This window comes from Aeromonas sp. ASNIH8 (assembly GCF_002919855.1).
GTDB classification, from domain to species: Bacteria; Pseudomonadota; Gammaproteobacteria; order Enterobacterales; family Aeromonadaceae; genus Aeromonas; species Aeromonas caviae.
Window position 1 is genome coordinate 1 of sequence record NZ_PQLN01000064.1, and the last position, 12,554, is coordinate 12,554.

Here is a 12,554-nt window from a genome sequence, read left to right on the forward strand (position 1 = left end):
TAAATGGCGAAGAAACGGTCTAAATAGGCTGATTCAAGGCATTTACGGGAGAAAAGATCGGCTCAAACTGAAAAAATGAAATGACTGAGTCAGCCGAGAAGAATTTCCCCGCTTATTCGCACCTTCCTTAGGAGCAGTTCCAAACAGCTTTTATCGAGTTTTCGATATTTAAATAAAATTCTCGGATGTAACATTTCATCTCTTTGAATATAACAATGTGTTAATGGAGGATGAGCAAAGCCACAGGTGATCCTTGGGGTTTTGGGCAGTAGGGGAAGGGCCGTCTGGGTAAGGTATCAAGTACGAGAAATTCTGTTGAGAAAAAAACCATCTAAAGCATGGAATCTGAATGATTTTTTGAAGGCGATCTGATTTCAAGGCGGTCAATATCCCGTCATTTCCAGATAGCCGACGCCTTTGGCGTCCCCCGAGACTAAGACCGCCCCTTCCCAGTAGTCAAAACGCCCCGTCATGGCCTGATTGGGCTGGCGCGCCTGGATGGTGAGCTTGATATCGGCGGCTTCCAGCTGCCACTCGATGGGGTAGGCTTGCCCCTTGGGGCCGCGCCAGGTCTTGCCGGGAGTGAGGCGGATGTGATCTGGGCTCAGCACCCGGCTGCTGCCGTCCCGTTCAATCAGGATGCCGTAGCGGTTCTCGGGCTTGTTTTCGGAATGGGCGCGGCCCGATTTGGTGCGCAGGCGAAACAGCATCAGCTCGCGGCCATCTTCAAATTGCAGCGAAAACCAGTCCCAGCCCGATTGCCACTCGGCCAATACCGAGCTGCTCCACTCGTGATCAAACCAACCCTCACCGCTGACGTTGCGGGTCTCCCCATCCAGGGTCAGGGTGCCGCTGATGGTCAGGCGCGGGTAGGAGTAGTAGAAGGAGGCGTTGCCCGGGCTCTTCTCGCTGTAACCCTGTTTGCCCTGTAGCACCGCCGGCTTGGCGGCGCTCACCTTCACATCAAGCTCCCCCGCCTTGCTTTGCACCTTGAGGGTGGCGGGAAAAAGCGCTTCGCCCTGAGAGGCCAGCACCCACTCTTTCAGCCAATACTGACCGCCGCTGGCACCGGCGAGCCCTGGCCCCTGGCGGCTGGTGCGCTCGTCCTGCTGGTGGCTGCCTTTGCTCACATCCGTGATGGCGAACTGGGCCAGCCAGAGCTGGGGGGTGAGCCAGGGGTTCTCCGATGTGATCTCCTGCTCGATGCCTTGGCGAAACAGGGTCCACTGCATGCCGTAATCGCGCCCCTGCTCGTCTTTCAGGTTGCCGGTGAGATACCACCACTCGGAGCGGTAGTCGGGGTGGGCACCGTGATCCACGGGCAGGTTGATGGACTGACCCGGCAGTGCCTTTTTGAAGTGATCGCTGCCGCCGCCAAGGATGCTCCCCAAATCGCTGGCCTGCGCGTTGCCGCTTATGGCAATAAGCGGGATCAAGGGGGCTGCAAGCCACAGGGTCCGTAAAGAGGACAAGATTTCCCTCACCCTGGCCCTCTCCCGAAGGGAGAGGGGATGGTTCACGATAGCTCTGTGCGCTTCTCTGCGTTGAATCAAGGGCGGTGACAGGGATCTGGTCAATGGGAACGTCAAGCCATGGCTGAGCCAGTGCGCCAACCGATATTTCATACCACTCTCCTTGCGGCGTACCAGGAGGCGAGCGCGCCACAGACGGGGGCGAGCAGGAGCGCCGTGACGGCGTGCAAGGGGGCGGCCTCGAAGGCCAGCCGCCAGCCAAAGGCGCGGGGGTTGACCACCTCGATGAGCACCCAGGCAAGGCCATAGCCCACCGGCAGGGCCAACAGCGCGGTGAGCAGCCCGAGGCCCGCCCCTTGCCACACCAGCAGCCGGCGGCAGTGGCGCGGGCTCAGGCCAAGGCTTTGCAGGGTCTGCAACTCGCCGCGCCGGGCCAGCCCCAGCACCATAAAGGCCGAGCCGATGCCGACGAAGGCGATCCCCAGAATGAGCAACTTCAATAGCTCGGTCACCACGAAGGTCTGATCGAACACCTTGAGGGCTGCGGCGTGGATGGCGGGGGCGGGCAACAGGTTCACCTGCTCACCAAACTGGCTCCTGAGCCTGTCACCAAGGTGCTCGGGATCCGGGCTGAAGAGGGCCAGGGATTGCACCTTGCCCCCTTCGAAGGCGTGCAGTATCTGCCCCTTGTCGCTGCCGTAATCCTGATAGACGCCGGTGACGGTGAAAGCCCTCGGCCCCCCTTCGCTGGTTACCTCGAGGCGCTGGCCCACCCTGACCCCGAGACGTACCGTCAGCGGTTCGCTCGCCAGCACCTCGTCGGGAGCAGCGGGCCAGCGCCCGGCCAACAGGGGATAGGCGGCTTTGAGCTCGGGGATAAAGTCCATCTGCGCCCACTCGATGGGCTGCCCCTGCCAGCGGGCGGGGAGCACGGCGCGGCGGGAGGCGGCGCGCACATCTGGCGAGGCGAGGATGGTGTTGAGGGTCTGCTCGCCGAGTGCGCCCCTGCTGCCGGCCACCCCCTTGGGAGCGGTGACGTAGAGATCGGCGGCCAGGCGCTGGCCGAGCCAGATCTCCACGCTCGAGCGAAAGCTCGACACCATGACCCCGATGCCGATGGCCGCGGCGATGGCCAGTTGCAGCGCCATCACCGCGATGGCGGTGCGATCCAGGTGATAGAGGGTTTCTGCCACCCCGAGCCGGGCGGTGAGGGGGCCGCGTGCACGCAGCCGCCCCAGCAAGGAGCGAAGGGCATCGGGCAGCAGGAGGGCCATGGCGAGCAGCCAGCCTCCGGCCACGAAGAGGGCGCCGCCAAGGCCGGTGGCGGGCTGCCACAGACACAGGGCGCACAGCAGCAGAATGACGATGGCAAGCCCCCGGCGTTGCCAGGGGTGAGCCGGTGGGCGACTGTTGCCCTCTCGCAGCGCAAGGGGGGATTGGCGCAGCAGTTGCCACCAGCCGGGCAGGTTGGCGGCAAGCATCCCCAGAAGGCCAATCACCAGCGCCTTGCCAAGGCTCGTCGGGGAGAGGCGCAGCAGGTCGATGGGGTTGGGGCCATAAAGGTCGGCCAGCGCCTGGGTGAGCTGCCCCATCAGGGCGAGGGCCAGCAGGCTGCCGAGCAACAGCCCGAGCAGAGTGCCGAGGGTGGCGAGGATCAGGATCTCCAGGGTCAGCCAGCGCAGCACCCGGCGCGGCGGCATCCCGAGGATGATGAGCTGGGCGAGCAGGGGGCGGCGCACGCTCTGCACGAAGCGCTGGGCGTTGAACACCAAGAACAATCCCACCGCCATGGCGAGCAGGGAGAGGGCGGTAAGGTTCAGCGCCAGCGCATCTCCGAGCTGGCTGGCATCGAGGGCCGGGCTGATGGGCTCAAGCCAGAGGGGCTGATGGGGGGCATAGGATTGCAGGGCCGCCTGCAAGGCTCTTTGCAAGGTATGGGCCTCTTGCTCGCTGAGTTTGAAGACGATGCGATCCAGTCTGCCTTCCTTGCCAAGCAGGGGCTGGGCGAGGCCGATGTCGGTCACCAGCAGCCGCTCCATGGGGACGGCGCCGGGCTCGAAGGTGCCCGCCAGGGTCAGAGTCAGGGGGCGTTGCCCCTCATCCCCCAGCACAAAGGTTCGCGACTGGCCCGCTTGCCAGTCAAGGCGCCTCGCCTCGGGGGCGGCCAGCCAGACGCTGTCGGCGCGATTCAACGAGACATCGGGTTGGCTGTCAGGCGCATCGCCAAAGAGGCGGCGCAGGGGGCCGGGGTTGAAGAGATCCATCCCCAGCAACTGGAAGCTGTGCCCCTGCTCGTCCTTGAGCCAGGCGTGAAGCTCTGGCATGGCGTCAAGGTTCGGCTGGCTTCGCACCAGCCTCACGTAGACTTGCTCATCCAGGCCACCCTGGGGGGCCAGGCGGTAGTTGGCCTCCCCGGCGAGCTGGCTGCGGGCGGCGACGAAGTTGGTGCGGGCGCTGTGGTTCAAGAGCTCGATGGCCACCACCAGGGTGACCCCGAGGGTGAGCCCGGCCAGGCTCATCAAGAGCAACCAGGGGTGAGCGCGATAGAGGCGCAGCAGCGCCTTGAGCGGCAACATCAGCAGGCCCCCCGGCAGACGTCAGCCATGGCGGCGCCCCTTGAGCTCGACCAGCTGCCCCCCTTCAAGGCGCAGCACCCGATCCGCCAGGTCGCCATAGCCCGGGTTGTGGCTCACCAGCAAGAGACCGGCGCCGGTATCGCGCACCGCGCTCATCATCAGGGCCATCACCTGCTCGGCGTTGTGTTCATCAAGGCTCCCGGTGGGTTCGTCGGCGAGCAGCCAACGGGGCTGATGAATGAGGGCTCGGGCCAGCGCCACCCGCTGGCGCTGGCCGCCGGAGAGCTGTTCCGGCCAGGCGTGGCGTTTGTGGCCCATGCCAAGGCGCGCGAGCAGGGCATCGAGGCGCCCATCGTCCTGGGGCAGGTTGTTTATCTGAAGGGGCAGGGCGAGGTTCTCGGCCACGGTCAGGGTCGGCAGCAGGTTGAAATCCTGATAGACGATGCCGAAATGGCGCCCGCGAAGCCGGGCCCGCTCGTCTGTCGGCAGGGTGTCGAGACGGGTCTCTTTCAGCCAGATCTCCCCCTCGTCCGGGGCGATGAGACCGGCGATGAGGTTGAGCAGGGTGGACTTGCCACAGCCGCTTTGCCCCAGCAGCAGGCAGGTTTCCCCCGGGGTGAGGGCGAGATCCAGCCCCTCAAACAGGGGGAGCGTCTCGCCGCCGTTGGCGAAGCGTTTACTGAGGTTGCGCAGGCTAAGCATGGGATAACCGTTTGATGGTCAATGGCTTTCACAATGTCCGTCACTATGCCAGTTAGTGATCGCGCCTGCAAAAGGGATGGGGATCCTCGCTGGATCCCGCTTGCCTGAGGTGGTTAGAATAGGGCCTTCCATGGGTCACAGGATGAGCAAGGATGTTACACAAGCAAGTCAGTTTTATCGTCGACAGCAAGGGCGTCAAGCAGGCTGCCGTGGTCCCCATCGATATCTACAACGAGCTGATGACCCTGCAAAAGGCCCTCTCCGACAACAAGCCGGGGGAGCGCGAGCTCTACCACTTCAACGGCAAGGGGGCAGAGGCCCATGGTTATCCGGTGGGCAAGCGGCAAAACCCCGGTTTCATGGTCCAGGCGGGCTCCACCGCCAACGGCGAGGATGCGGCCTCCCTGCGCGAGGCGGTGATCGAGCTGCGCCAGGAGCTGCTGGGCAAGGGGGTGCTCGTTCCCCACCCCGAAGGGGGCTTCATCTTTACCGCCGATCAGCTCTTCAACAGCCCGAGCCTGGCCGCGAGCCTGGTGGCGGGCAACAACCGAAGCGGGCTGGATGCCTGGCAAAACAGCGCAGGCTACACCCTCAAGCAATCGGGTTTTGGCAAGAAGACCTCCTGATGACGGGGCCCGGCAACGGGCCTCGCTCATGTTTGCCTTAGTGCCCGCGGCGGGCCGCTCATCAGGATGACAAGGAGGGCGGCTTCCCTTTGCGCTGCTAGCCTCAATGCCAGACGCCTGCCAGGAGATGCCGCCATGTCTGGACTCCTTCGCCTCGTGCCCGGGACGGCCCTGCTCAGTGCCCCCGCCGCTGCGGGCAACGGCCCCCTCGATCTGACCCACAGCGGGGTCGGGCTCTTCGCCCTCGCCATCTTCGCCCTGGCTTATGCCCTGGTGATGGCCGAGGAGTACCTGAAGCTGCGAAAGTCCAAGCCGGTGCTGGTGGCCGCCGGCATCATCTGGATAGCCATCGGCCTGGTCTATACGGGGCAGGGGCAAAGCGAGCTGGTTCAGGCCGGTTTTCGGCACAACCTGCTGGAGTATGCCGAACTGATGCTCTTCTTGCTGGTGGCCATGACCTATGTGAACGCCATGGAGGACAGGCTGCTGTTCGCCGTGCTGCGGGTACGCCTGGTGCAGGCGGGATTCAGCCTGCGTACGCTCTTCTGGCTCACCGGTTTTCTCGCCTTTTTCATCTCCCCCGTGGTGGACAACCTCACCACGGCGCTGCTGATGTGCTCAGTGGTGCTCAACGTGGCCAACGGGGAGCGCCGCTTCATCAACCTGGCCTGCATCAACATCGTCGTGGCAGCCAATGCGGGCGGCGCCTTCAGCCCCTTTGGCGACATCACCACCCTGATGGTGTGGCAGGCGGGCAAGGTGCCGTTCCAGCAGTTCTTGCTGCTCTTCATCCCCGCCCTGCTCAACTTCCTGGTGCCGGCCACCCTGATGAGCCTGATGGTGCCCCGTCTGGTGCCCGCCATGCCGGGCTAGATGGTGGTGCCAAGGCGCGGCGCCGTTGTCATCGTGCTGCTCTTTGTACTCACCATAGTGACCGCAGTCGCCTGCCATCACTTCCTGGGGCTGCCCCCCGTGCTCGGCATGATGATGGGGCTGGGCTACCTGCAATTTTTCAGTTTCTATCTGCGAAAGACCCAGCCCGTCACCCTGGCCCGGGCACGGGCGCTGTATGAGCGCACCGGGGACGAGGCCAGGCTGCTGCGTCTGGGCTCGGTGGTGCCGTTCGATGTGTTCAACAAGATTGCCAAGGCGGAGTGGGACACCCTGCTCTTCTTCTACGGGGTGGTGATGTGCGTCGGCGGCCTCGGGTTTATGGGGTATCTGGCGCTTGCCTCCCATTTCCTCTATGACGGTGGCGATCCGACCCTGGCCAACGTCGTCATCGGCCTGCTCTCCGCCCTGATCGACAACATTCCGGTGATGTTCGCCGTGCTCTCCATGGAGCCGCAGATGAGCACGGGGCAGTGGCTGCTGGTGACATTGACCACCGGGGTGGGGGGCAGTCTGCTTTCGGTCGGCTCCGCCGCCGGGGTGGCCCTGATGGGGCAGGCCAGGGGCATGTATACCTTCGTCGGGCACCTCAAGTGGTTGCCTGCCATTTTGCTTGGCTATATGGTCGGCATAGGGGCGCACCTGTGGCTCAACAGCGCCCTGTTTTAGGCAACCCGGTTCCAGGCACCAGGGAGAGGCAGGATGGGACAACTGTTCGAGGCGCTTTTGCCGCGCCATGTCACCTTTATCGAGGGGCAGAAGATCTTCTTCGTCGGCACGGCGGCTGCGAAGGGATCGGTCAATCTCTCCCCCAAGGGCGGGGATTCGCTGCGCGTCCTCGATGCCCACACCCTGGTCTGGCTCAACCTGACCGGCAGCGGCAACGAGTCCGCGGCCCAGGTGCTGCAACAGCCGCGCATGACGGTGATGTTCTGCGCCTTCGAGGGGGCGCCGCTTATTCTGCGAGCCTATGGCCAGGCACGGGTGCTGCACCGCACTGATCCGCAGTGGCCGTCGTTGCTGGCGCTGTTCCCCCCAAGCGTCGCGGCTCGCCAGATCTTCCTGCTGAACATTGAACGGGTCCAGACGTCGTGCGGCATGTCGGTGCCTCTGTATGAGTACCAGGGAGACAGGGAGGATCTTGCCAACTGGTCCGAGCGGCAGGGCCGGGAGGGGATTGAGGCCTACTGGCGCAAGAAGAACCAGCTAAGCCTGGATGGGCTGGAGAGCGAGATCCTGGCGCGCAGCGGGTTGCAGGCCGATGACTGAGGCCTGCGCCCCGATGCAAAAAGCCCTGTCCATGGACAGGGCTTTTTCATTGCAAGGCATCAGGGGACGCGCTTGCCGCTCAGCAGCCAGTAACTGAGGGCCGACCCCAGGCCGCAACCGGCGATGGCGATGGCCATGGGGAGCGGCGATTCGGGGGGATTGAGGTTGACCAGTACCCCCACCAGGGCCCCAAGGCCAAAGCGCAGGGTACCCGCCAGCGCCGAGGCGGTGCCTGCGGACTGGGGGAAGTGGCCCATCAGGCCGGTCATGGCGTTGGCCCCCACCAGGCTGATGTGGCCGACGAAGAGCACGACGGGGATGACGATGCCCCACAGGCCCCCGGTCTGGCTCCAGGCGTTGTAGATGAGCAGGGCCCCGGCGAGCGGCAGCACGGTCAGGCCGTATCGCAGCATGCGTTCGGCACCCACCCCTTTCACCAGCCGGCTGTTGGCGAAGGTGACCACCATCATCAGCAGGATGTTGAGACCAAAGAGCCAGCCATAGTGCTCGGTCGGCACCTTGAAATACTCGATGTAGACATAGGGGGATGCGCTCAGGAAGGCAAACATGCCGGAGCTCGACAGGGCGCCGCACAGCACATAGCCCATGGCACCACGGTGGGAGAGCACCCCCCAGTAGTTGCGAAGCACCTGCCCGAGTCGCAGGGGCTGCTTGTGCTCGGGTTTGAGGGTCTCCTCAATCTTCCACTGCATCACCAGGCAGATGAGCAGGCTGATGGCCACCAGCAGCCAGAAGATGACCCGCCAGTCGCTGTGAGCGCTGATGTACCCCCCTACCACCGGGGCCACCAGGGGGGCGAGGGTCATCACCAGGATGACGAAGGACATGGCGCGGGAAAACGCATCCTTCTCGAACAGGTCGCGCAGCAGGGCGTTGACCACCACGGAACCCGCGGCGCCCCCTGCGGCCTGCAACATGCGCCAGGCGAGGAGCTCAGGCAGGGAGTCCGCCATGGCGCAGCCCACGGAGGCCACGGCAAACATCGTCAGGCCCGCCAGGATCACCGGCTTTCTGCCGAAGCTGTCGGCGAGCGGCCCGTAAAAGAGCTGGCCGATGGCAAAGCCCCCCAGGAAGGCGCTGATGGTGAGCTGGGCGCCGTCGATGCTGGTAGCCAGATCCCGGGCGATGGCGGGAATGGCGGGCAGATACATGTCCACCGCGAGCGGAGTCAGGCCCGCCAGGGCACCGAGCAGGATGAAGAGGAAACGGGGGGAGAGGGAGCTGGCTTGGGGCATAGGGTATCCGAGTCGTGGGCTGGGCCGGGTTGAGAGGCAGGTGTTGAGTCTATCAGTTTTGGCGGGCGCGATCAGGTGCATCCTGCCCGATGCCCTTTTGTCTGGTGTGGCGCCAGAGCAGCCAGAGCCAGGCAAGCCATCCAAGCAGGGAGAGGGCATTGCCGGTGCGCTCCGGCCATCGTACCGCCAGGGTCAGGGTGAGACTGTGGTGGCCCGCCGGAACCCAGAGTTGCATCAACCCCTGGCGATTGGCGCTCACCGTCAGCGCCAGGTGCCCGTCGAGGCGGGCCTCCCAGCCGGGGTAATGGTATTGGTGCAGGACCAGCCGGGTCGGCACCCGGGCCTTGACCTCCAGCGCCAGGGCGCGGGGTTGCCAGCGGGTCAGGCTCCAGCTCGCGCCTGGCGGTTCGGCGCTGACGGGCGGCTGGAACTCCTCCTTCCAGGCGAGCAGGGTCGGGGCGAACATGCCCCCCGGCACCTGCCTTGGCCTGTATTCCCGGGCACTGCGCTTGCTGTCGAACTCGAATGCCATGGCTTCCCGTTCGGGGGCCTGGGTGAGGGGGGCGTGACGCACATAGGCCAGGGTGGAGAGGAGGGTCAGCAGAAATACTCCCCACCAGAGCCCCTGCCAGAGACGATGGGGCTGGGTGCCGAGCGCCACCACGGCGACCGTGGCAAGGGCGAGCACTAGGTTGAGCCGCCAGGGAAACTGGACCCGCTGCAAGGGGGGAAGCAGGCTCCAGAGAGGCTGGCTCGGGGGCAGCATCATCAGGAAGGCGACGACGCCGATCGCCCCCCAGCACAGCAGCTCGGGGTGGCGCGGCTCCCGGGCGGCGGCCCAGGCGATGAGCAGCAGGACCAGGGTCAGCATGCTCTGCCACGCCAGGTGACCGCGAAAACGCCAGTCCTCCCAGGCGCTGGGCAGGCGGTCGAGAAAGTTGCGCCTGTAGTCGAACATGCCGCCGCGCATCAGCTCCATGGAGATGGCCCCCTGATCCGCCAGGGCGGGCAGCAGCAGGGCGGCTGCCATGCAAAGCCCCACCCCCTGGGCGCCGAGGGCTTGCCAGCAGGGCGTCAGAGTGCGGGTGCGTCTGGTGAACCAGAAGGCGCGCAAGGTGACCAGCCCCATCATGAGCAAGAGGCTGGGGAGGTGGGAGAAGGCCAGCAGCGCCAGCCCCAGGATCAGCAGGGGCAACCCCTGAGGTCGTCCGCGGTGGGCGAGATCCTGCCCCAGCAGGATAAGGGGAGCCCAGGCGAAGGCCCAGAACTCCGCCAGGGCGAAGCGGGCATAGAGATCCATGGCGACATGATAGGGCAGCGCCAAATAGAGCAGGCTGGCGGCCAGGGCCCGGCCAGGGGGCGTGGTGGCACGCAGCCACAGATAGGCAAACACCCCGGAGAGCAGCAGGGCCAGGGTGGCGCTGCCAAGCAAAGGGTAGATGGCTTGCTGGGGGTGGGCACCGGGCCCGGCAAAGAGGGCGCTGACGTAGTAGGGGAGCGGGGGATAGAAGAAGAAGGTGGGGCTACCGAAGCCGCCGTTCATGGCCATCAGCCAGCGGGGATAGAGTTCCCCCTGCCAGAGCTGGCGGGCAAAGTAGTGGCCGGATAGCAGGTGGTGGAACAGATCGTGCCCCTGACTGCCCCCCTGCCACCAGAGCGGCAGCATCAGCAGGGCGCAGGCCAGCAACAGGGCCAGCGCGACCCGGATCCCCTCCCCGGTTCCGCTCGTGTTTCTTTCCATTGCACTGGTTCCTGACAGACCCGGCTGTGAGTGTAGACGAGTCGAGCGATGCCCTCGCAAGCGCCCGGTTCAGCGGGGCAGGGCGAGCCAGAGGCCGGGTTCGGCGTGAAAGCGGGGGGCAAACCAGAGGGTGTCATAAGGGCCTGGTAGCGCCTCTGCCCCCAGGGGGCGGCGGCTGAGGCGGCAGGCCCCCTGGGTGAGCGCAAGGGCGGCATCCCCCCGGTACCAGCCGTCGGTGACGGGCAGGGTTGTGGTTTCCCTAAGCAGCCTCACTCCCCACTGGGTTACCAGCGCCGGGCACGTTTGTTCGGCCAGTCTGGCGGCCCGGGTCATGGCTGGTGCCGCCGGTGGGGTGAGGGTGCAGAGCAGCAACAACAGGGCTCCCAGCATGGCTGGCAGCTCGCCCCGGCGCGGCAGCCAGCCTGCCAGCAGCACGAGGCCAAGCAGGGTGATGGGCGCGAGATGGCGGGGATTGTCCGGATTCTGGCCAAACAGGGTCCAGAGCAGCAGGGCGAGCCAGTAGAGCGTCCAGAGCACGGAGGGGGTCGCATTGTGATCTTTTGACCGTTGCCAGAGTGGCAGTATCAGCAAGGCTCCCATCAACAGGGGCCAGAGCGGGGTGAGCTGATCGTTGAAGGTATTCGCCCAGCTCAGCAGTCGATCCCCGTGGGCTGCCGCCGTGTTGCCCCACAGGGTAAAGTGGCCGTCGGTAAAGCGCCGCCCCTCGCTGAAATAGGCCCAGCCATCGGCCTGCCAGACAAACAGCAGGCAGGCTAGCCCCACCAGCGCGATGGGGAGCACAAACCTGACGCGCGTGCCCTGCTGCGCCATCCCCAGCCAAAGGGGCAGCAGGGCCAGCACGAAGTAGGAGGGACGCAGGGCCAGCATGAGGCCCAACAGCAGACCCGCCAGCGCTATCTTGCGCTGTTGCAAAGCCAGGAGCGCGCCCAGCCAGGCGGCCAGCGCCGGCCCGTCGGACAGGCCGGAGAGGGCGAGCGTCGGGGTGAGCGGCAGGGCTAGTACCAGCAGCCAGACCGGCGCCAGCAGGCTGGGCCGCTGCCACAATCTGACCGCGAGGGAGGCGGCGAGTGGCGCCAGCAAACTGCTCCCCAAGAGGCTGGCCCACTGCACCGCGCGGGCCGGATCGTCCACCGCCAGATTGATCAGCCGCGCCAGCCAGATAAAGGCGGGGTAGCCCGGAAAGTGGGGGGAGAACTCCAGTACGCTGAAGCGCACCACCCCGTGGGCGATGTTCAGGGCATCGTCGGAATCGAGCGCCACGGGGAAGGTCAGCAGCCAGCCAAGCCAGGCCAGTTGCAGCAGGGCAAGCAAGTAGGGTCGATTAGCGAAGCGTAATCGGCCGTGGCGACGCCCCCCTTCTCCCCTTGCGGGAGAAGGGGTGGGGATGAGGGGGGCCGTCGTCATCGATGAGAGGTCATCAAAGCGGCGCCAGCACGGTCATCAGCGCTTTTTCGGCATCGCCAAAGGCAGCGGCATCGGCAGGTTTGGCACCCACGCCGAACACTCCCGGGTTGCCGATGGCATCGAGCACCTTGGCCAGCGCCTGTTCGGCGGCCTTGCGATCTCCTTCATTGAGGGAGGGGAGGATCAAATCCAAGAAGCGCTTGCTCTTGACCACCAGCACCTTGGCGGTCTGGTAGTCGCCAAGGTTCTGGCTGGCCCCTTCGAGGCGGCGCTCGATCTCCGCCTTGTAGGCCCGGTTGAGCAGGGCCGCGGTAGCCACGGCGTCTTTGGCCTTGATGGCGGCGGCCAGCGGTGCTTGCAGCTCGACCTGGTGGTGCTCTTCCAGATAGGTCAGCTCCTCGGCAATCTCGCTCAAGGTGGCGCTGGCATCCTTGCCGTCAGTGGCGGCGCCCAGCAGTGCCTCGCGGGCATCGATCAGCGGCTCCTTGCCGGCTGCGGCGTAGGAGTAAGCCTGCGCCTGCCCGCTCAGGGTCAGCAGCAGGGTGAGGGCAAGTAAACCCGGGCGGATGGTCATCCTGTTCTCCTTACTTATGCCA

9 protein-coding genes and 1 pseudogene are annotated in these 12,554 nt (G+C 65.3%); 3 read left to right on the forward strand and 7 right to left on the reverse strand.

Translation table 11 applies throughout. From position 1 onward, the window contains the following. Positions 1–383: 383 nt before the first annotated feature. The 3 genes from C3418_RS15975 to C3418_RS15985 form a co-directional block, all read right to left on the reverse strand. Positions 384–1,436, reverse strand: coding sequence for a lipocalin-like domain-containing protein (locus tag C3418_RS15975; RefSeq protein WP_041212867.1), 1,053 nt, complete (start codon positions 1,434–1,436; stop codon positions 384–386). A gap of 185 nt (positions 1,437–1,621) precedes the next feature. Next, positions 1,622–4,048, reverse strand: coding sequence for an FtsX-like permease family protein (locus C3418_RS15980; RefSeq protein ID WP_041212868.1), 2,427 nt, complete (start codon positions 4,046–4,048; stop codon positions 1,622–1,624). Between the two features lie 21 nt (positions 4,049–4,069). Continuing rightward, positions 4,070–4,750: an ABC transporter ATP-binding protein gene (locus C3418_RS15985; RefSeq protein ID WP_041212869.1), complete on the reverse strand. Its 681-nt coding sequence runs from the start codon at positions 4,748–4,750 to the stop codon at positions 4,070–4,072. A 152-nt stretch (positions 4,751–4,902) separates the two neighbouring features. On the opposite strand from C3418_RS15985, the gene C3418_RS15990 reads away from it, so the two are divergent. The 3 genes and pseudogenes from C3418_RS15990 to C3418_RS16000 all read left to right on the forward strand — a co-directional run bounded on the left by C3418_RS15990 (position 4,903) and on the right by C3418_RS16000 (position 7,536). Next, positions 4,903–5,376 carry a DUF4357 domain-containing protein gene (locus C3418_RS15990; protein ID WP_010674381.1) on the forward strand — a complete coding sequence of 158 codons (474 nt, stop codon included), beginning with the start codon at positions 4,903–4,905 and terminating at the stop codon, positions 5,374–5,376. Between the two features lie 135 nt (positions 5,377–5,511). Beyond that, positions 5,512–6,936: pseudogene (nhaD, locus tag C3418_RS15995) on the forward strand (sodium:proton antiporter NhaD). A 33-nt stretch (positions 6,937–6,969) separates the two neighbouring features. After that, positions 6,970–7,536, forward strand: a complete 567-nt coding sequence (locus C3418_RS16000) for a pyridoxamine 5'-phosphate oxidase family protein (RefSeq protein ID WP_041212871.1) — start codon at positions 6,970–6,972, stop codon at positions 7,534–7,536. A 59-nt stretch (positions 7,537–7,595) separates the two neighbouring features. On the opposite strand, the gene C3418_RS16005 is transcribed toward C3418_RS16000, so the two are convergent. The 4 genes from C3418_RS16005 to C3418_RS16020 all read right to left on the reverse strand — a co-directional run bounded on the left by C3418_RS16005 (position 7,596) and on the right by C3418_RS16020 (position 12,532). Then, positions 7,596–8,792, reverse strand: a complete 1,197-nt coding sequence (locus C3418_RS16005; RefSeq protein WP_010674385.1) for a Bcr/CflA family multidrug efflux MFS transporter — start codon at positions 8,790–8,792, stop codon at positions 7,596–7,598. A 52-nt stretch (positions 8,793–8,844) separates the two neighbouring features. Further along, a complete protein-coding gene (locus C3418_RS16010) occupies positions 8,845–10,533 on the reverse strand; it encodes a 6-pyruvoyl-tetrahydropterin synthase-related protein (protein WP_052814854.1) in 1,689 nt (562 codons plus the stop codon). Between the two features lie 69 nt (positions 10,534–10,602). Further along, positions 10,603–11,865, reverse strand: coding sequence for a hypothetical protein (locus C3418_RS16015; protein WP_052814855.1), 1,263 nt, complete (start codon positions 11,863–11,865; stop codon positions 10,603–10,605). Between the two features lie 106 nt (positions 11,866–11,971). Further along, the gene (locus C3418_RS16020) at positions 11,972–12,532 is read right to left on the reverse strand and encodes a hypothetical protein (protein ID WP_052814856.1); all 561 of its coding nucleotides are present in this window, start codon (positions 12,530–12,532) and stop codon (positions 11,972–11,974) included. Positions 12,533–12,554 lie beyond the last annotated feature (22 nt).

Bases quoted from the DNA above. Each gene is read 5' to 3' on its own strand.
- C3418_RS15980 (WP_041212868.1), bottom strand. From the start codon at position 4,048: ATGTTGCCGCTCAAGGCGCTGCTGCGCCTCTATCGCGCTCACCCCTGG.
- C3418_RS15985 (WP_041212869.1), bottom strand. From the start codon at position 4,750: ATGCTTAGCCTGCGCAACCTCAGTAAACGCTTCGCCAACGGCGGCGAG.
- C3418_RS15990 (WP_010674381.1), top strand. From the start codon at position 4,903: ATGTTACACAAGCAAGTCAGTTTTATCGTCGACAGCAAGGGCGTCAAG.
- C3418_RS16000 (WP_041212871.1), top strand. From the start codon at position 6,970: ATGGGACAACTGTTCGAGGCGCTTTTGCCGCGCCATGTCACCTTTATC.
- C3418_RS16005 (WP_010674385.1), bottom strand. From the start codon at position 8,792: ATGCCCCAAGCCAGCTCCCTCTCCCCCCGTTTCCTCTTCATCCTGCTC.
- C3418_RS16010 (WP_052814854.1), bottom strand. From the start codon at position 10,533: ATGGAAAGAAACACGAGCGGAACCGGGGAGGGGATCCGGGTCGCGCTG.
- C3418_RS16020 (WP_052814856.1), bottom strand. From the start codon at position 12,532: ATGACCATCCGCCCGGGTTTACTTGCCCTCACCCTGCTGCTGACCCTG.